Source organism: Pseudomonas sp. WHRI 8519 (assembly GCF_040224055.2).
GTDB classification, from domain to species: domain Bacteria; phylum Pseudomonadota; class Gammaproteobacteria; order Pseudomonadales; family Pseudomonadaceae; genus Aquipseudomonas; species Aquipseudomonas putida_X.
This window is the reverse complement of record NZ_CP167996.1, coordinates 5,026,530-5,045,850: the sequence shown is the minus strand read 5'-3', so window position 1 is coordinate 5,045,850 and position 19,321 is coordinate 5,026,530. Positions and strand designations below refer to the sequence as shown.

At 63.5% G+C, this 19,321-nt stretch carries 16 protein-coding genes; 10 read left to right on the top strand and 6 right to left on the bottom strand.

Annotated elements, in window-relative coordinates; genetic code table 11:
- Positions 1 to 36: 36 nt before the first annotated feature.
- On the bottom strand, positions 37 to 753 hold the full coding sequence (locus ABRP30_RS23055; protein ID WP_241804214.1) for an SIMPL domain-containing protein: 717 nt from the start codon (positions 751 to 753) through the stop codon (positions 37 to 39).
- Positions 754 to 955: 202 nt separating this feature from the next.
- On the opposite strand from ABRP30_RS23055, the gene ABRP30_RS23050 reads away from it, so the two are divergent.
- From ABRP30_RS23050 to ABRP30_RS23035, 4 genes are all read left to right on the top strand, one after another.
- Positions 956 to 2,212 (top strand): ATP-binding protein, encoded by a 1,257-nt coding sequence (locus tag ABRP30_RS23050; protein WP_012316102.1) that lies wholly within the window; start codon positions 956 to 958, stop codon positions 2,210 to 2,212.
- Complete coding sequence (locus ABRP30_RS23045) at positions 2,212 to 2,772, top strand: response regulator transcription factor (RefSeq protein ID WP_241804216.1); 561 nt, start codon at positions 2,212 to 2,214, stop codon at positions 2,770 to 2,772. The genes ABRP30_RS23050 and ABRP30_RS23045 overlap by 1 nt, the downstream gene beginning before the upstream one ends.
- A 255-nt stretch (positions 2,773 to 3,027) precedes the next feature.
- Positions 3,028 to 3,969: an AEC family transporter gene (locus ABRP30_RS23040; RefSeq protein ID WP_267818535.1), complete on the top strand. Its 942-nt coding sequence runs from the start codon at positions 3,028 to 3,030 to the stop codon at positions 3,967 to 3,969.
- 55 nt (positions 3,970 to 4,024) lie between these two features.
- Positions 4,025 to 5,380 carry an amino acid permease gene (locus ABRP30_RS23035; protein ID WP_241804218.1) on the top strand — a complete coding sequence of 452 codons (1,356 nt, stop codon included), beginning with the start codon at positions 4,025 to 4,027 and terminating at the stop codon, positions 5,378 to 5,380.
- Positions 5,381 to 5,455: 75 nt separating this feature from the next.
- Here the strand turns inward: ABRP30_RS23035 and ABRP30_RS23030 are convergent, their stop codons facing one another.
- The 5 genes from ABRP30_RS23030 to gatC all read right to left on the bottom strand — a co-directional run bounded on the left by ABRP30_RS23030 (position 5,456) and on the right by gatC (position 10,301).
- Complete coding sequence (locus tag ABRP30_RS23030; protein WP_241804435.1) at positions 5,456 to 6,499, bottom strand: calcium/sodium antiporter; 1,044 nt, start codon at positions 6,497 to 6,499, stop codon at positions 5,456 to 5,458.
- 60 nt (positions 6,500 to 6,559) lie between these two features.
- Positions 6,560 to 6,934, bottom strand: a complete 375-nt coding sequence (locus ABRP30_RS23025; RefSeq protein WP_241804219.1) for a septal ring lytic transglycosylase RlpA family protein — start codon at positions 6,932 to 6,934, stop codon at positions 6,560 to 6,562.
- A 155-nt stretch (positions 6,935 to 7,089) separates the two neighbouring features.
- Positions 7,090 to 8,535: an Asp-tRNA(Asn)/Glu-tRNA(Gln) amidotransferase subunit GatB gene (gene gatB / locus ABRP30_RS23020; protein ID WP_241804220.1), complete on the bottom strand. Its 1,446-nt coding sequence runs from the start codon at positions 8,533 to 8,535 to the stop codon at positions 7,090 to 7,092.
- An 11-nt stretch (positions 8,536 to 8,546) separates the two neighbouring features.
- Positions 8,547 to 9,998, bottom strand: coding sequence for an Asp-tRNA(Asn)/Glu-tRNA(Gln) amidotransferase subunit GatA (gene gatA / locus ABRP30_RS23015; RefSeq protein ID WP_267818531.1), 1,452 nt, complete (start codon positions 9,996 to 9,998; stop codon positions 8,547 to 8,549).
- A 15-nt stretch (positions 9,999 to 10,013) separates the two neighbouring features.
- Entirely contained in the window at positions 10,014 to 10,301 is a 288-nt protein-coding gene (gatC, locus tag ABRP30_RS23010) for an Asp-tRNA(Asn)/Glu-tRNA(Gln) amidotransferase subunit GatC (RefSeq protein WP_241804222.1), read from the bottom strand.
- 204 nt (positions 10,302 to 10,505) lie between these two features.
- On the opposite strand from gatC, the gene mreB reads away from it, so the two are divergent.
- From mreB to ABRP30_RS22980, 6 genes are all read left to right on the top strand, one after another.
- Complete coding sequence (mreB, locus tag ABRP30_RS23005; protein ID WP_003255163.1) at positions 10,506 to 11,543, top strand: rod shape-determining protein MreB; 1,038 nt, start codon at positions 10,506 to 10,508, stop codon at positions 11,541 to 11,543.
- Positions 11,544 to 11,741: 198 nt separating this feature from the next.
- Positions 11,742 to 12,767, top strand: a complete 1,026-nt coding sequence (mreC, locus tag ABRP30_RS23000; protein WP_372490350.1) for a rod shape-determining protein MreC — start codon at positions 11,742 to 11,744, stop codon at positions 12,765 to 12,767.
- Positions 12,767 to 13,255, top strand: a complete 489-nt coding sequence (mreD, locus tag ABRP30_RS22995) for a rod shape-determining protein MreD (RefSeq protein WP_267818528.1) — start codon at positions 12,767 to 12,769, stop codon at positions 13,253 to 13,255. The genes mreC and mreD overlap by 1 nt, the downstream gene beginning before the upstream one ends.
- 33 nt (positions 13,256 to 13,288) lie before the next feature.
- Positions 13,289 to 13,900 (top strand): nucleoside triphosphate pyrophosphatase, encoded by a 612-nt coding sequence (locus tag ABRP30_RS22990; protein WP_267818526.1) that lies wholly within the window; start codon positions 13,289 to 13,291, stop codon positions 13,898 to 13,900.
- A gap of 54 nt (positions 13,901 to 13,954) precedes the next feature.
- Positions 13,955 to 15,412: a ribonuclease G gene (rng, locus tag ABRP30_RS22985; protein ID WP_241804226.1), complete on the top strand. Its 1,458-nt coding sequence runs from the start codon at positions 13,955 to 13,957 to the stop codon at positions 15,410 to 15,412.
- 82 nt (positions 15,413 to 15,494) lie between these two features.
- Complete coding sequence (locus ABRP30_RS22980; protein ID WP_267818522.1) at positions 15,495 to 19,310, top strand: YhdP family protein; 3,816 nt, start codon at positions 15,495 to 15,497, stop codon at positions 19,308 to 19,310.
- The last annotated feature ends 11 nt before the right edge of the window (positions 19,311 to 19,321 follow it).

Here is a 19,321-nt window from a genome sequence, read left to right as displayed (position 1 = left end):
TGGGGCGCCAAGCGCCCCGTGAATCGCCAGCCTCGATCAAGGCATCTGCACTTCGATCAGGCCGTCAGCGTTCATGCTGACTTCGCTGGTACCTGCCTCGATATCCGGCGCCGGTGCTGCTTCGTCGGCACCCATGGCTTTCATGGCCATCGGCGCACTGCGCAGATAGGGGCGTGGGTAGCCACTGCTGTTGAGGTTCAGGCTGACCACCTTATAGCCCTTGCCACCCAAGGCTTCGGTGGCCAGTTGCGCGCGCGCCTTGAAGGCGTTGACCGCATCCTTGAGCAAGGCGTCTTCGCTGGCCTTGCGCGTGGCCGGGGCGATAGAGAAGTCCATGCCGCCCATCTTCAGGTCCTGCAGCAGGTCGGCGCTGAGCTGGGAGAGGGCCGGGAAGTCGGCGCTTTCCAGGCGCACTTCGGCACGCTCGCGCCAGCCGGTGATCTTCTGCCCCTTGCTGTCATAGACCGGGTAGCTGTTACGGCTGCCCTGGCTGATCTTCACGTCCTTGACCTGGCGGGCCTGCTGCACGGCCTTGTTCATGGTTTCGGTGATCTGTTTGGCAAGCTTGCCCGGGTCGGTGTTTTGCGCTTCGCTATAAAGGGTCACGACCATCAGGTCGCGCGGCACTTCCTTGCTGACTTCGGCACGCAGCGATACCTGGTTGTAGCGCGGCTCATCAGCCGCCAGCGCCGGCAGGCTGGCAAGCAGGCCGCAGGAAAGGATCAGGGCAGCGCCGCGACGAGGGTTAGGCATGTGATACTCCTTGGCAATGAAAGGCGTGGGTCCTGGCCATCCATCCCACGCATGGCCCATGAGACCGGGATCAGTGTAGTGGGTTCAAAAGTGCCATCATGAACCTGTGACAAACTGTGGCGCTTTGCCGCATCGCTGCAGCTCGGCGCCTGGCTTCGGTATACTCCAGCCGATTGTCCTGGAGCACTCATCAGGAGAGCTCATGCTCGCCGCCGCACAACCGCTGTCCGCTACCCGCCAGAACCTCTGGCGCCTGACTGTCATTCGCGTTCTGGTCCTGGCCGCTCAGGCAGGCTCGGTGGGCGTCGCCTACTGGACCGAACTGCTGCCGCTGCCGTGGTTTTCCCTGGCTGCGACCCTGGCCCTGTCGTCCCTGCTGTGCGCCTTCACCGCCTTGCGCTTGCGCCTGTCGCTGCCGGTCACCGAACTGGAATACGCGCTGCAGCTGGCCTGCGACCTGCTGATCCACAGCGCGCTGCTGTATTACTCGGGCGGCTCGACCAACCCTTTCGTTTCCTATTACCTGGTGCCGCTGGCCATTGCCGCCGTGACCTTGCCCTGGCTCTACTCGCTGATCCTTTCGGGTATTGCCCTGACCGCTTACAGCCTGTTGCTGGTCCAGTTCTACCCGCTCGAGGGGCTGCCGATGGCGCGGGACAAGATGCAGGTCTACGGCATGTGGTTGAGCATCGCGCTGGCGGCTGCGGTGATCACCTTCTTTGCCGCGCGCATGGCCGAAGAGCTGCGCCGCCAGGAAAAACTGCGCTCTGAACGGCGCGAAGAAAGCCTGCGCGACGAACAACTGTTGGCCGTGGCCACCCAGGCCGCCGGTGCGGCCCATGAGCTGGGCACGCCGCTTGCGACCATGAGCGTGTTGCTCAACGAAATGCGCCAGGACCACGCCGACCCATTGTTGCAGGAAGACCTGCAGATCCTTCAGGACCAGGTCAAGCTGTGCAAGGAAACCCTGCAGCAGCTGGTGCGTGCCGCCGAAGCCAACCGCCGCCTTGCGGTGGTGGAGCAGGACGTGACCGAATGGCTGGATGAGGCGCTGAACCGTTGGCACCTGATGCGTCCTGAAGCCAGCTACCGCTTCCAGCGTCTGCGCGATGGCCAGGTACCGCGCCTGACCCCGCCACCGGACCTGACCCAGGCACTGCTGAACTTGTTGAACAATGCCGCCGATGCGTGCCCTGACGATCTGGAGGTGCGCCTGGACTGGGACGCCCAGGATATCGTCATCAGCATCCGCGACCATGGCCCCGGCGTGCCGCCGGCCATTGCCGAAGCGATCGGCAAACCCTTCATTACCACCAAAGGCAAAGGCTTCGGCCTGGGCCTGTTCTTGAGCAAAGCCAGCGTGACCCGTGCGGGCGGTTCGGTGAAACTCTATAGTCATGAGCAGGGTGGCACCCTGACCGAACTGCGCCTGCCCCATGGCAAGCGAGGAGATGAATGATGAGCGAAGAAAACCAGGTCGAAAGCGAAGAGCTGCCGCACCTGCTGCTGGTGGATGACGATGCCACCTTCACGCGGGTCATGGCCCGTGCCATGAGCCGTCGCGGTTTCCGTGTGAGCACTGCAGGCTCCGCCGAGGAGGGCCTGGCCCTGGCGCAGAACGACCTGCCGGACTACGCCACGCTGGACTTGAAGATGGAAGGCGACTCCGGCCTGGTACTGCTGCCAAAGCTGCTGGAACTGGACCCTGAAATGCGCGTGGTGATCCTCACCGGCTATTCGAGCATTGCCACGGCGGTCGAGGCGGTCAAGCGCGGGGCGTGCAACTACCTGTGCAAGCCCGCCGATGCCGATGATGTGTTGGCCGCACTGCTCTCGGAGCATACGGACCTGGACACGTTGGTGCCGGAAAACCCCATGTCGGTGGACCGCCTGCAGTGGGAGCACATCCAGCGCGTGCTCAGCGAGCACGAGGGCAATATCTCCGCGACCGCGCGGGCGCTGGGCATGCACCGGCGCACATTGCAGCGCAAACTGCAGAAGCGGCCTGTGCGGCGCTGAGCTTATTCCTGGCAGTGCCGGCCCTATCGCCGGCAAGCCTGCTCCCCCAGGTGCGGGCGCAGGCTTCAACACAGTGAGCTGCCCCAAGCTAGTGGATTGGTGTTCAACTTCCTGGGGGCAGTCCATGGTGCGGGCCGGCTTGCCGGCGATAGGGCCTTGCAGAAATTTCTTTATATTGCAGCTGATCCCCGCAACTCCTGGCCTGTTGGCGTATCATTAGCCCCCTAACGGCAACCTCTTCAGGATCGCTAGCGCATGCTCGCCCTTCTTATCCAGACGCTGAACATCACGGCGCCCGTCTTCGCCATGCTGTTCCTGGGCGTGCTGCTCAAACGCATTCACCTGATCGACGACAATTTCAACCGTGTTGCCTCGCAACTGGTGTTCAACGTCTGCATGCCTGCGCTGCTGTTCCTCGGCATCTACCATGCCGACCTGGCAGCGGCGGTCAAACCAGGGGTCATCCTCTATTTCGTCGCTGCCACCCTGGTCGGTTTCGCCGTGGCCTGGGGCTTGGCCATCTGGCGCAGCCCGCTGGCCGACCGCGGCATCTACACCCAGGGGGCGTTCCGCGGCAACAATGGCGTGATCGGCCTGGCCCTGGCCGCGAGCCTTTACGGGGACTACGGGATCTCCCTGGGGGCAGTGCTCGCCGGCCTGGTGATCCTGCTGTACAACTCACTTTCAGCCGTGGTGCTGGCGGTATACAGCCCGGACCTGAAATCCGACCCGTGGAGCATCTGCAAGAGCATTATCAGCAACCCGCTGATCATCAGCGTGCTGCTGGCCACGCCCATGGCCTACGGCCAGGTACCCCTGCCCAACTGGTTGCTCACCTCGGGTGACTACCTCGCGCAGATGACCCTGCCGCTGGCGCTGATCTGTATCGGTGGCACCTTGTCGCTCAACGCCCTGCGCGACAGCGGCAAGCTGGCCATCGACGTCAGCCTGGTGAAGATGCTCTGGTTGCCGCTGTTCGGCACGCTCGGTGCCTGGCTCTGCGGTTTTCGCGGGGCCGAGTTGGGCATTCTGTTCTTGTACATCGGCAGCCCAACGGCGGCGGCCAGTTATGTCATGGCACGGGCAGCCAACGGCAACCACGAACTGGCGGCCTCGATCATCGTGATTACTACGCTAATGGCGGCGATCACCACCAATATTGGTATTTTCATCTTGCAGTGGGGCGGATGGATCTAGATCCTTGACTGCATACATCACAAAAACACTGCCTCACTGAGCTTAAGGACACTTCATGCAAGACCAGAGCACGCCCGAGCGGTTGCAGCGCGGGCTGAAGAATCGCCATATCCAGCTGATCGCGCTGGGGGGTGCCATCGGTACCGGGTTGTTCCTGGGCATCGCCCAGACCATCCAGCTGGCGGGCCCCTCCGTTTTGCTGGGCTACGCCATCGCTGGCCTGATGGCTTTCTTCATCATGCGCCAGTTGGGCGAAATGGTGGTCGAAGAGCCGGTCGCCGGCAGTTTCAGCCACTTCGCACACCAGTACTGGAGTGAGTTCGCAGGCTTCGTCTCGGGCTGGAACTACTGGGTGGTCTATGTGCTCGTGGGGATGGCCGAGCTTACCGCCGTGGGCATCTACGTGCAGTACTGGTGGCCGGAGTTTCCGACCTGGGCCACGGCGGCGATCTTCTTCGTGGTGATCAACCTCATCAACCTGACCCAGGTGAAGGTCTATGGCGAGATGGAATTCTGGTTCGCACTGGTCAAGGTAGTGGCCATCGTCAGCATGATCGGCTTCGGCGCCTGGCTGCTGAGCAGCGGTCATGGCGGCCCGGACGCCAGTGTGGCCAATCTGTGGCAATACGGTGGGTTCTTCCCCAATGGCGTCACCGGGCTGGTGATGGCCCTGGCGGTGATCATGTTCTCCTTTGGTGGCCTGGAGCTGGTGGGTATCACGGCCGCCGAAGCGGACAACCCGCGCCAGAGCATTCCCAAGGCTACCAACCAGGTGGTTTACCGCATCCTGATTTTCTACATCGGCGCGCTGGCCGTGCTGTTGTCGCTGTACCCGTGGCAGAAGGTCGTTCAGGGTGGCAGCCCGTTCGTAATGATCTTCCATGAACTGGACAGCGATCTGGTGGCGACCATCCTCAATATCGTGGTGCTCACGGCTGCGCTGTCGGTCTACAACAGTTGCGTGTACGCCAACAGCCGCATGTTGTTCGGCCTGGCGAGCCAGGGCGATGCACCACGCCAGTTGCTCAAGGTCAGCCGCAGCGGCGTGCCATTGACGGCGTTGGGCGTGTCGGCATTCGCTACGGGCATGTGCGTGGTGATCAACTACCTGATGCCGGGTGAGGCATTCGGCCTGCTGATGGCGCTGGCGGTGTCGGCGCTGGTGATCAACTGGGCGAGCATCAGCATCACCCACCTGAAGTTCCGCAAGGCCAAGCTGGCGGCAGGTATTACCCCGTTCTATCAAAGCTGGGGGCACCCGTTCACCAACTACCTGTGCCTGGCATTCATCGTGCTGATTCTGGTGGTGATGTACCTGACCCCGCCGATCCGTATTTCAGTGATGCTGATCCCCGGGTGGATTGCGCTGCTGTGGGTAGCGTTCCGCTTGAAGAAAGCTCGGCAGGCTTGAGTCATGGGGCCTGTCGTGGGTGGCCAGGCGCGCTACCCGCAACATGCCCTTCGCCGCGCCACGACCTTGCCGCCGTTAGTGCTGTCGCTGCCATGCCCTCACGGTGGTGTACAGCAGCACCAGGCCAAGCACTGGCAATACATAGAACAGCATCAGCCGTTCCAGGCGGCCGGCCAGCGGCATGCCGGTGGTGAACGCCACCACGTGCAGCCCGTAGGCAAGGTACAGGCAAAGGAATACCAACCCTTCGGCGCGGGTAATCCGGTACCCGGAGTAGAACACCGGCAGGCTCAGCGCCGCGACGCCGAGCATCACCGGAAGGTCGAAGCCCAGTGCGTTTGGCGATATGGTCAGCGGCTCGGGTGCGGTCAGTGCGGTCAGGCCGAGCACTGCCAGCAGGTTGAACAGGTTGCTGCCGATCACCGTGCCCACAGCGATCTCCCGTTCTCCTCGCAGGGCGGCAATCAGCGCCGCAGCCAGCTCGGGCAGGGACGTGCACACCGCGACAACGGTCAGGCCGATGATACGTTCAGACAAGCCGAGGTCCGTCGCGACTTCGACCGCCGCTTCCAGTAGCAAGTGGCCGGCCAGGCTGAGCAGGCCGAAGCCGAACGCCACTTGCAGCAGCGTACCGGTCCAGAAGCGCCCGGCGCTGCTGGCCAGCGCACGCGGCGCAGGGTAGGTGCGGGCATAGTGGCGCGACTGGTGCCAGAGCATGACCAGATAGCCCACCAGGCCCGAGAGCAGCACCAACCCTTCCACCCGCCCCAGGTGGCCGTTCGCGGCCAGCGCGTAGACCAGTGCGCTGGCGACGATCATCAGGGGGATGTCCAGGCGCACCAGTTGGCGCGAGACGCGGAGCGGGATGATCAAAGCCGCCAGGCCAAGAATCACCAGAACATTGAAGATATTACTGCCGATCACGCTGCCCACGGCGACATCGGGCGCGCCCTGATAGGCGGCCTGCAGGCTGACGGTCAGCTGTGGCGCTGTACTGCCGAATGCCACCAGGCTCAGGCCGATGATCAGCGGGCGAACGTGCACGCGCTGGGCCAGGCGAAGGGCGGCACGTACCAGGAGTTCGGCGCCGGCCACCAGCAACAGCAAGGCGATGCCCAGTTGCAGGAGGCTGAAGGTGGGGAGGGTGGCCAGGTCGAAAATGGTTGTAACTCCGTTGCGTCAGTCGCTTAGACCTTGTACCCGCACGCGCGCCGTTCCGCTACGGATCATGCCGATTTTTTCTGCTGCAGCGCGCGACAGGTCGATGAGCCGGCCGCGTGTGTGCGGGCCGCGGTCATTGATGCGGACCACCACGCTGCGTTGGTTGGCGAGGTTGGTGACCAGTACCCGGCTGCCGAAGGGCAGGCTGCGATGCGCGGCGGTCAAGCCGTGCTGGTTGAAGGCTTCGCCGCTGGCGGTGCGTTTGCCGTGGTGGCGGGCGCCGTAATAGGAGGCGGTGCCGGTCTGGTTGTAGCCTCGGGGATCGATGTCGTGGCTGGCGCAGCCGGCCAACAGGGAAAACAGGGCCAGGGTGCCGAGGGATCGTTTTAGCAAATCAGGAGCTCCGGTGCTGCCAGTGGGGCCGCTGTGCGGCCCGTCGCCGGCAAGCCGGCTTCCACAGGCAATACGCCGTCCCATGGGGCGGCGTTGAACAGGTGGGCGCCGGCTTGTCGGCGATCGAGGGCAAAGCCCTCGCCGCTGGTTTCAGCTCACCCTTCGAGCTTGGCCTTGAGCAATTGGTTCACTTGCCCCGGGTTGGCCTTGCCCTTGGAGGCCTTCATCGCCTGGCCGACGAAGAAGCCGAACATCTTGCCGCGCTTGGCTTCGTCGGCAGCGCGGTACTGTTCGACCTGCTCGGCATTGGCGGCAAGCACTTCGTCGAGCATCTTGTCGATCGCGCCGGTGTCGGTGACCTGTTTCAGGCCTTTGCTCTCGATGATGCTGTCGGCATCGCCTTCACCGGCGGCCATGGCCTCGAACACGGTCTTGGCGATCTTGCCGCTGATGGTGTTGTCGCGGATACGCAGCAGCATGCCACCGAGTTGCTCGGCGCTGACCGGTGCCTGGTCGATCTCGATGCCCAGCTTGTTCAGCAGGCTGCCCAGTTCGACCATGACCCAGTTGGCTGCCAGTTTGGCGTCACCGCCAATCTTCACCACCTGCTCGAAGTAGTCTGCCTGTTCACGGCTGGAGGCCAGCACGTTGGCGTCGTAGGCCGACAGGCCATACTGGCTCTGGAAGCGCTCGACCTTCTGCGGTGGCAGCTCCGGCAAGCCGGCACGGATGGTCTCGAGGAAGCTGTCCTCGATCACCACCGGCAGCAGGTCCGGGTCGGGGAAGTAACGGTAGTCGTTGGCTTCCTCCTTGCTGCGCATGGAGCGGGTCTCGTCCTTGTTCGGGTCGTACAGGCGGGTTTCCTGAACCACCTTGCCGCCATCTTCGATCAGGTCGATCTGGCGCTGGATCTCACTGTTGATCGCACGCTCGATGAAGCGGAACGAGTTGACGTTCTTGATCTCGCAGCGTGTGCCGAACTCGGCCTGGCCCTTGGGCCGGATCGAGACGTTGCAGTCGCAGCGCAGCGAGCCTTCGGCCATGTTGCCGTCGCAGATGCCCAGGTAGCGCACCAGCGCGTGGATCGCCTTGACGTAGGCGACGGCCTCCTTGGCGCTGCGCATGTCCGGTTCGGAGACGATTTCCAGCAGCGGCGTGCCGGCCCGGTTCAGGTCGATACCGGTAAAGCCGCTGAAGTCTTCGTGCAGGCTCTTGCCTGCGTCTTCTTCCAGGTGCGCGCGGGTTACGCCGATGCGCTTGATGGTGCCGTCTTCCAGGGCGATGTCCAGGTGGCCCTTGCCGACGATCGGCAGGTCCATCTGGCTGATCTGGTAGCCCTTGGGCAGGTCGGGGTAGAAGTAGTTCTTGCGCGCGAACACGTTGCGCTTGCCGATCTGGGCATCGATCGCCAGGCCGAACATGCAGGCCATGCGCACGGCTTCCTGGTTCAGTACCGGCAATACCCCAGGCATGCCAAGGTCAACCAGGCTCGCCTGGGTGTTCGGCTCGGAGCCGAAGGTGGTGGCGCTGCCGGAAAAGATCTTCGACTGGGTGGCCAGCTGGGTGTGGATTTCCAGCCCGATCACAACTTCCCATTGCATGTGTGAATTCCTCAGAAGCCGTTGGGGGCGCGGGTGTGCCAGTCGGTGACCTGCTGGTAGCGGTGCGCGACATTGAGCAGGCGGCCTTCCTGGAAGTACGGAGCCAGCAGCTGCACGCCGACCGGCAGGCCATCGACGAAGCCGGCTGGCATCGACAGGCCCGGCAGGCCCGCCAGGTTGGCGGTGATGGTGTAGACGTCTTCAAGGTATGCCGCGACCGGGTCGCTGCTCTTGGCGCCGAGCTTCCAGGCCGGGTTCGGCGTGGTCGGGCCAAGGATCAGGTCGACGCCTTCGAAGGCGGTCATGAAGTCGTTCTTGATCAGGCGGCGGATCTGCTGCGCCTTGACGTAGTAGGCGTCGTAGTAGCCTGCCGACAGGGCGTAGGTGCCGACCATGATGCGGCGCTGCACTTCGGCACCGAAGCCTTCGCCACGGGAGCGCTTGTACAGGTCGGTCAGGTCTTTGGGCGCGTCGCAACGGTAGCCGAAACGCACGCCGTCGAAGCGTGACAGGTTGGAAGAGGCTTCGGCCGGCGCGATCACGTAGTACGCAGGGATTGCGTGCTGCATGTTCGGCAGGCTGATTTCCTTGACCACTGCGCCGAGCTTTTCCAGCTCCTTGACGCTGGCGTGTACCAATTCGGCGATGCGCGGGTCGAGGCCGGCGCCGAAGTATTCTTTTGGCAGGCCGATGCGCAGGCCTTGCAGCGAGGCATTGAGGTTGGCGCTGTAGTCCGGCACCGGCTCGTCGATGCTGGTGGAGTCCTTGGCGTCGAAACCGGCCATGCCCTGCAGCAGCAGCGCGCAGTCTTCAGCAGTGCGGGCCAGCGGGCCACCCTGGTCGAGGCTGGAGGCATAGGCGATCATGCCCCAGCGCGAAACACGACCGTACGTCGGCTTGAGGCCTGTGAGGTTGGTCAGTGCCGCCGGCTGTCGGATCGAGCCGCCGGTATCGGTGCCGGTGGTCGCCGGCAGCAGGCGGGCGGCCACGGCCGCAGCGGAGCCACCGGACGAGCCGCCAGGCACGTGTTCGAGGTTCCAGGGGTTCTTCACCGCGCCGTAGTGGCTGGATTCGTTGGCAGACCCCATGGCGAATTCGTCCATGTTGGTCTTGCCCAGGGTGACCATGCCGGCCTCGGCCAGCTTGGCGACCACGGTGGCGTCGTACGGCGCTTTGAAGTTGTCGAGCATCTTCGAGCCGCAGCTGGTACGTACGCCGTGGGTGCAGAACAGGTCTTTGTGGGCGATGGGGGCGCCCAGCAGTGCGCCGGTCTCACCGGCGGCGCGACGGGCGTCGGCGGCACGAGCCTGGCTCAGGGCCAGCTCCTCGGTGACGCTGATGAAACTGTTGAGTTGCGGGTCGAGTTGCTGAATGCGCGCCAGCAGGGCGTCGGTCAGCTCTTCGGAAGAAAACGACTTGTCGGCGAGCCCGCGGGCGATCTCGGCCAGGGTCAATTGATGCATGGCAGGCACTATCCCTTACTCGATGACTTTGGGAACCAGGTACAGACCGCTTTCGGTCTTCGGTGCGATGGCTTGGTAGGCATCGCGCTGGTTGCTTTCGGTGACCTGGTCGGGACGCAGGCGCTGGCTGGCCTCCAGGGGGTGGGCCAGGGGTTCGATGCCGGTGGTGTCGACCGCTTGCATCTGGTCGACCAGCCCGAGAATGCTGTTCAGTGCATCGGTAGTGCGTGGCAGTTCGCCTTCATTCAGGCCCAGACGGGCCAGATGGGCGATCTTTTCCACGTCGCAGCGTTCAAGCGCCATGGGTATCTCCAGGGGAAACAAAGAACGGAATAAGGTCCGTGATGAGGAACATGTCGGCATTCTGGCGGTCATACGGCCGCGATCATCTGCTGGCGTGCTCGGAAAAACGACCAATTTAACATATTGGCTCCTTGCCCAAAATCCCTGCCATTGTTAGAGTTTGCCGCACTTTTTTACCCACGCTTTCCCCAGGGTCCCTTTCCCATGTTCAAGAAACTGCGTGGCATGTTTTCCAGCGATCTCTCCATCGACCTGGGTACTGCCAACACCCTTATCTACGTGCGTGAGCGCGGTATCGTCCTGAATGAGCCCTCGGTAGTTGCCATCCGTACCCACGGCAACCAGAAAAGCGTCGTCGCCGTCGGTACCGAAGCCAAACGCATGCTGGGCCGTACGCCCGGCAACATTGCTGCCATTCGTCCGATGAAGGACGGCGTGATTGCCGACTTCAGCGTTTGTGAAAAAATGTTGCAGTACTTCATCAACAAGGTTCACGAGAACAGCTTCCTGCAGCCAAGCCCTCGTGTGCTGATCTGCGTGCCGTGCAAGTCGACCCAGGTAGAGCGCCGCGCCATTCGCGAGTCGGCTCTGGGTGCCGGTGCCCGTGAAGTGTTCCTGATCGAAGAACCCATGGCCGCGGCCATCGGTGCCGGCCTGCCGGTCGAAGAAGCCCGTGGTTCGATGGTCGTCGATATCGGTGGTGGTACCACTGAAATCGCCCTGATTTCGCTCAATGGCGTGGTCTACGCCGAGTCTGTCCGCGTTGGCGGCGACCGCTTCGACGAGGCCATCGTCACCTATGTGCGCCGCAACTACGGCAGCCTGATCGGCGAATCCACTGCCGAACGCATCAAGCAGGAAATCGGTACCGCCTACCCGGGCGGCGAAGTGCGTGAAGTCGACGTGCGCGGCCGCAACCTGGCCGAAGGCGTGCCACGTGCCTTCACCCTGAACTCCAATGAAGTGCTCGAAGCCCTGCAGGAGTCGCTGGCGACCATCGTTCAGGCCGTCAAGAGCGCCCTGGAGCAGTCTCCGCCGGAGCTGGCCTCTGACATCGCCGAGCGTGGCCTGGTGCTGACCGGTGGTGGCGCGCTGCTGCGTGACCTCGACAAGCTGCTGGCCCAGGAAACCGGCTTGCCGGTGATCGTTGCCGAGGACCCGCTGACCTGTGTGGCCCGTGGCGGCGGTCGCGCCCTGGAGATGATGGACAAGCACGCGATGGACCTGCTCTCCAGCGAGTGATCGAGCGCCCGGTTTACAGGTGGCGCGCGCAGTGCTACCTGTATGCGTTGGGCTGGCGTCCGTTGCGGCGCCGCTTCTGTCAACCCGCAACCAGGCTGGTGCGTTGTCCCATGTCCAATGACCTCCTGAGTCGTCCACGAGGAACGGCCCATTAAACCGCTTTTCTCCAAGGGCCCTTCGCTGGGCGTTCGCCTGCTCGTGTTAGTGGTGCTTTCGGTCGCGCTGATGGTGGTCGATGCACGCTTTGACCTGCTCAAGCCCGTGCGTAGTCAGATGGGCCTGGTTCTGATGGAATCGTACTGGATCACCGACTTGCCTCAGCGGATGTGGCAAGGTGTGGCGGGCCAGTTCGGCAGCCGTAACGAACTGATCGCGGAAAACGAGAAGCTCAAGACCGAAGCCCTGCTGTTGCAGGGGCGCTTGCAGAAGCTGGCGGCCCTGACCGAGCAGAACGTGCGCCTGCGCGAGTTGCTCAACTCCTCCGCACTGGTCAACGAGAAGGTCGAGGTGGCCGAGCTGATCGGCGTCGACCCCAACCCGTTCACCCACCGTATCCTGATCAACAAAGGCGAGCGCGATGGGGTGTTCCTTGGCCAGCCGGTACTCGACGCCCGCGGCCTGATGGGCCAGGTGGTCGAGCTGATGCCCTACACCTCACGGGTGCTGCTGCTGACCGATACCACCCATAGCATCCCGGTACAGGTCAATCGTAACGGCCTGCGCGCGATTGCCAGCGGTACAGGCAACCCTGAGCGCCTGGAGCTGCGCCATGTCGCCGACACGGCCGACATCAAGGAAGGCGACTTGCTGGTGAGCTCCGGCATGGGCCAGCGCTTCCCGGCCGGCTACCCGGTGGCCACGGTCAACGAAGTGATCCATGACTCCGGCCAGCCGTTCGCAATCGTTCGTGCCATTCCTACCGCCGCGCTCAACCGCAGCCGCTACATGCTGCTGGTGTTCAGCGACCGGCGTTCGCCGGAGCAGCGCGCCACCGATGCGGCGCTGGCCCAGGAAGAGGCAGACCGCAAGGGCGCAGCCGCCCCCGCAGAGCCTGGTACCAATGGCGAACAGGCCACCCCCGGCGCGCCTGCAACGGCAGCGCCTGCCCCGGCCGCGCCCGCCGCCCCAGCCGGTGCAGTACCGGCCCCGGCCGCTGCACCGGCTGCAGCCCCCGCCAGCCCTGCCGCAGCGCCTGCGGCACCTGCCCAGCCTCGGAGGCAATGATGGCCAAAACGCGCCGTAACCACGGGTGGGTCATTTGGCTGACCTTCGCCATTGGCCTGCTACTCAGCGTCTCGCCCATGCCGCCGTTTCTCGAGATGTTCCGGCCAATGTGGCTGGCGATGCTGGTATCGTTCTGGACGCTCATGGTCCCGAACAAGGTTGGCATGACCACTGCGTTCGTACTGGGCCTGGCCGAGGATGTGCTGTATGGCACGTTGCTCGGGCAGAACGCCCTGGTCCTGACCCTGATCACCTTCCTGGTGCTGTCGCTGCAGCAGCGTCTGCGCATGTTCCCGATGTGGCAGCAGAGCCTGGTAATCCTGGTGATCTTCGGTATCGCCCAACTGGTCCAGTTGTGGCTCAGCGCGCTCACCGGCAACCGGCTGCCCACGCTTGCGCTGGTCTGGTCGGCAGTCATCAGTGCCTTGCTCTGGCCGTGGATCAGCTTCGCCTTGCGTGATCTGCGCCGGCGTTTGCATATCAACTGACGGCACCGCCGTCACCGACAGGGAGATGTCTGCATGAAACCACTTTACCTGGCCTCAGGCTCGCCCCGTCGTCGTGAACTGCTGGCCCAGATCGGTGTGCCGTTCACCGTTATCAGCGCCCCCATCGATGAAAGCGCACTGCCAGATGAAAGCGCCGTGGCTTACGTCGAACGCCTGGCCAGGAGCAAGGCTGAGGCTGGCCTTGCCAGTCTCGCCGGCCCGGCCGTAGTCCTTGGCGCAGACACTGCGGTGGTGCTCGACGGGCGAATTCTCGGCAAGCCGGAAAACCGTGAAGATGCCTTGGCCATGCTGGCGGACCTGGCAGGGCGCGAACATCAGGTGTTGACGGCAGTGGCACTGAGCGATGGCCAGTGCTGCCTGAGCGTCTGTGTCACCAGCAATGTGCGTTTCCGTGCCATCGGCCCGGAAGAAGCACAGCGCTATTGGGCCAGTGGCGAGCCGGTGGATAAAGCAGGCGGTTATGCCATCCAGGGCTTGGGGGCGGTATTCGTGACCGGCCTTCAGGGCAGCTATTCGGCGGTGGTCGGCCTGCCCCTGAGCGAGACGGCCGAACTGCTCGCCCAATTCGGTATCGCCTGCTGGCAGGTGCCGGCGCTTTCTCCAGAGGTAACAAAGCAGCAGTAGCCAGCCCGGCGCCCGCGATCCATGATGACCGAAGACCTTTGACGAGAGCCTGCCATGAGTGAAGAGATCCTGATCAACATCACCCCGATGGAGTCGCGTGTGGCGGTGGTGGAAAACGGGGTGCTGCAGGAAGTGCACGTCGAGCGCACCCAGCGTCGCGGCATCGTCGGTAATATCTACAAGGGCAAAGTCGTACGGGTGCTGCCCGGCATGCAGGCCGCGTTCGTCGATATCGGCCTGGAGCGCGCCGCGTTCATCCATGCCTCGGAGATTTCCCAGCGCGAAGGTTCTGCCGTGGAGACCATCACCGCACTGGTACACGAGGGCCAGGCCCTGGTGGTGCAGGTGACCAAAGACCCCATCGGCAGCAAAGGCGCACGGCTGACCACTCAGCTGTCGATACCGTCGCGTTACCTGGTGTACATGCCGCGTAGCAGCCATGTCGGCATTTCGCTGAAGATCGAGGACGAAGCCGAACGTGATCGCCTCAAACAGGTGGTCAGTGACTGCATGGACAGCGAAGACATCAAGAACGCCGGCGGTTTCATCCTGCGCACGGCCGCCGAGGGCGCGCGGGCCGAAGAGATCCTGCAGGACATCCGCTACCTGCGCCGCCTGTGGGAGCAGATTGGCAGCCAGATCCAGACCTGCGGCGCCCCGACGGTCATCTACGAGGATCTTGGCCTGGCCTTGCGCACACTGCGCGACCTGGTCAACCCGAAGATCGAGAAGATCCGCATCGACTCCCGGGAAACCTTCCAGAAGACCACACAGTTCGTTGCCGAACTGATGCCGGAGATCGCCGACCGCCTGGAGCACTACCCGGGCGAGCGGCCGATTTTCGACCTGTATGGCGTAGAGGACGAAATCCAGCGCGCACTCGATCGCAAGGTGCCGCTCAAGTCCGGCGGCTATCTTGTGGTCGACCCGGCCGAGGCAATGACTACCATCGATGTGAACACCGGCGCCTTCGTCGGCCACCGCAACCTTGAAGAAACCATCTTCAAGACCAACCTGGAAGCGGCCACGGCAATCGCCCGGCAACTGCGCCTGCGCAACATTGGCGGGATCATCATCATAGACTTCATCGACATGGAGGATGAGGACCATCAACGGCAGGTGCTGCGTACGCTGGAAAAGCAGCTCGAACGTGATCATGCCAAGACCAACATCATCGGCATCACCGAGCTGGGCCTGGTGCAGATGACCCGCAAGCGCACGCGCGAGAGCCTGGAGCAGGTGCTGTGCGAACCCTGCTCCGCCTGCCAGGGGCGTGGCAAGCTGAAAACCCCAGAAACTATCTGTTACGAAATTTTCCGCGAGATTCTTCGTGAAGCCCGCGCCTATCAGGCAGAAGGCTATCGGGTGTTGGCCAACCAGAAAGTGGTCGACCGCCTGCTCGACGAAGAATCCGGCAACGTGGCCGAGCTGGAAACCTTCATCGGTCGAACCATTCGCTTCCAGGTCGAGTCGATGTACTCGCAGGAACAATACGATGTGGTGCTGCTCTGAGGCGTTCTGATACCCAGTCCAGGGTGCCCGGGCTGGCAAAACCGCTGCTTCGAGCCATCATGGATAAACGACCTGGAGGGCCATGGCCATGGGACGTCTGACCCGCGTTCTTGTCGCCTTGACCCGTTGGGGGCTGGGCATCTGCGCCCTGCTGGCGGTGTTGGTGGCGCTCTACGTCAGCCTCGGCCGGTACCTGGTGCCACTGGTGGCCGAATACCGCGCCGACCTCGAAAGCAAGGCCGAGCAGGCGTTGGGGATGCCGGTGCATGTGGGCAGCCTGGAAGGGCGCTGGAGTGGCCTGGCGCCGGTGCTGCAAGTGCGCGACCTGCAGTTGGGCGAGGGGGCTTCGGCGTTGCGTCTGGATGACGTCAAGCTGGTGCCCGACCTGTGGGCCAGCCTCACTGCACGCGAAGTACGCCTGGCGCGTGTCCAGCTGGCGGGCCTGCAACTGATCCTGCGTGAGAACGAGCAGGGCGTTTGGGCGCTGGAAGGCTTACCGAAAAAGGATGATGCGCCGCTGGACCCGGCCGAAGTGTTGCAGCGTTTGCAGCAGTTGGGCCGTATCGATGCATTCGACAGCCAAGTCACCCTGCAGCCCTGGCAGCGTGACCCGTTGACGCTTACCTATGTCAGCCTTGGCCTGCAGGCCGGCGCTTCACGCCAGGCGCTGGACCTGCGTGCGACCCTGCCTGACGGCCAGCCGTTGGCACTGAACCTTCGCAGCCGGGTAAATGCCAAGGCCTGGCGCGACGGTAAGGCAGAGGCTTACCTGAGCCTGCCGCAGAGCGACTGGGCGCGTTGGCTGCCGCCAAGTCTGCTCGGCCAGTGGCAAGCCCAGGCCTTGCGCGCCGGTGGTGAGTTCTGGGTTGACTGGGGTGAGGGCCGGTTGCAGCAGGCAGTGGTCCGGCTCAATGCCCCTCAGTTGCGCGGTGGCTATGCCGAGCGCCAGGCGGTGACACTGGATAACCTGGCGGTGTCGGCCTGGTTCCAGCGCAACGCGCAGGGGTTCGATGTGGTGGTCGATTCACTGGCAGCCGACCTTGGCAAGACCCGCTGGGAGTCGAAGCTGCAGCTGCGTCAGCGGGCAGGCGAGGAGCCTGCCGGAGAAACCTGGCAGGTGCAGGCGGATCGCCTTGATCTTACGCCGCTGACGCCTTTGATAGATGCACTGGCGCCGCTGCCGGAAAAGCTCATGACGGTAGTCGATGGGCTTAAGGTGACCGGTGCCGTGCGCAATCTGCGCCTGGACGTGCGGCCCAAGGCCGACGGTGATCAACGGCTTCAATTCGCTGCCAATCTGGAAAAAGTGGGCTTTGACGCCTACCACGGCGCACCGGCTGCCGGTAACGTCAGCGGGAGCATCAGTGGAGACCTCGGCCATGGCGAACTACGCCTGGATACCGAGGCCTTCATGTTGCATCTTTATCCGATCTTCGCCAAACCTTGGCATTATCAGAAAGCCAACGCCCGCCTGACCTACACCCTCGACAAAGCAGGATTCACCCTGGCTGCGCCCTACCTGAAAGTGCTGGGTGAGGAGGGCAAGATCGCCGGGGATTTCCTGATTCGCCTGCTGTTTGAAGAAGGCAGCGAGAGCTATATGGACCTGCGCGTCGGCCTGACCGAAGGCGATGGGCGCTACACTGCCAAATACCTGCCTGAGGTGCTCAGCCCGGCGCTCGATGAATGGCTGCGCAGTGCCATCGTCAAGGGCAGCGTCGATGAAGGCTACTTCCAGTACCAAGGTTCGCTGAACCACGGTGCCAGCCCCGAATCGCGCAGTATCAGTCTGTTCTTCAAGGTGCACGACGCTGCGCTGGACTTCCAGCCTGGCTGGCCACAGGTGCAGAACGTCGCTGGCGATGTGCTGATCGAGGACAGTGGCGTGCGCATCAAGGCCAATCAAGGCCGGTTGCTCGACACACAGGTAAGCGACGTCAGTGTCAACATTCCCCATGTCGAGGGCGACGAGCACAGCCACCTGTACCTTGATGGCAAGTTCGACGGTAGCCTCGGCGATGGTCTGAGGATTCTCAAAGAGGCGCCCATCGGCACCGGCGAAATGTTCGCAGGATGGGAGGGCGAGGGGCCGCTCAAGGGCAAGCTCAAGCTCGACATCCCCTTGGCCCACGGGCAACGCCCGAAGGTACAGGTCGACTTTGCCACCGCCGATGCACGCCTGAAGGTTGCGCCGCCGACCCTGGAGCTGAGCCGACTCAAGGGCGACTTCAGTTTCGACCTCGACAAGGGCCTGAGTGGGAAGAACATCGCCCTGCAGGCTTTTGGCAAACCGGTGACCGCGCAGATCACCGCCGAGGGCCAGCCTGGGCAGATGCAGACGCGTATCAGCGCGAATGGCCAGGTGGCGCTTGCGGCCTTGACCGACTGGCTGCAGTTCAAGCAGCCCTTGCCGGCGTCTGGTGAGCTGCCCTACCAGTTGCAACTCAACCTTGGCAGCCGCGACAACAGCCTGAGCGTGAATTCGTCGCTCAAAGGCCTGGTGATCGATTTGCCGGCACCGTTCGGCAAGGCCGCAGCAGAGACTCGTGATAGCCGATTCAGCATGAGCCTGCAAGGGCCGGAGCGGCGCCTGGATGCTGCCTATGCCGACCTTGCCCGCTTTGCCTATGCAGCGCCCAGCAACAACCTTGGGCAAGGCCGCGGCGAGCTGCTGCTGGGGGCAGGGCAGGCGCAGGTGCCAGCTGAGCAGGGCCTGCGCGTACGGGGGCGGCTCGAGAGCCTGGACCTGGCGCCCTGGCAGGCCAAGATGACGCAGATCAGTGGCGACGACCCAGGCGCCAGTGCCCGCCAGACGCTTCAGAGCGTAGACCTGAGCATCGGCCAGTTGAAGGCCCTTGGCATGGAGCTGAACCAGGCTGTCGTGCGTCTGGCCAGGGGCGGCCCTGCGTGGGATCTGCGCCTGGATAGCAAGGAAGTCATCGGCAATGCACGGTTACCCGATGCCAAGGGCGCACCGATGACCGTGCGCCTGCAGACCTTGCGCCTGCCAGCAGCGGACCCGGTCCAAGCACAGGCCGAGGAAGGCCCGGATCCGCTGGCCTCGTTCGATCCACGCAAGGTACCGGCACTGGACCTGACCATCGACAAGCTGTACCGCGGCGATGACCTGTATGGCAACCTGGCGCTGAAGTTGCGCCCGACCGCCCGAGGCGTATCCGCTCAGGATATCGACCTGGTCTTCAAAGGCCTGCACATCGACGGCCGCGGCGGCTGGGAAGGTGACAGCGGTGCCACCAGCAGCTGGTACAAGGGCCGCCTGGATGGCAAGAACCTGGCCGACGTGCTCAAGGCCTGGGGCTTCGCGCCTACCGTGACCAGTCGCGACTTTCGTCTGGATGTGGATGGCCGCTGGCCCGGCTCGCCAGCCTGGGTTGGCCTCAAGCGCTTCTCGGGCAGCATGGATGCGGCATTGCGCACAGGGCAGTTCGTGGAAGTGGAGGGCGGCGCTCAAGCCTTGCGGGTGTTTGGCCTGCTCAACTTCAACTCCATCGGCCGGCGTCTGCGCCTGGACTTCTCCGACCTGTTTGAAAAGGGCCTGGCCTATGATCGGGTAAAAGGCTTGCTGGTAGCCAGTGACGGCGTCTACGTGACCCGCGAGCCGATCAGCGTGACCGGGCCTTCGAGCAACTTCGAGCTCGACGGTACGCTGGACCTCGTTCGCGACCGGGTGGACGCCAACCTTCAGGTCTCCCTGCCAGTGACCAACAACCTGCCCCTGGCCGCGCTGATCGTAGGCGCACCGGCGGTCGGTGGGGCGCTGTTCCTGGTCGACCAGCTGATCGGTGATCGCGTATCGCGCTTCGCCAGCGTGCACTATCGCATCGAAGGGCCGTGGAAAGAGCCTAGAATCACCTTTGTGAAACCGTTCAACAAGTAGTGCCAGGAGTG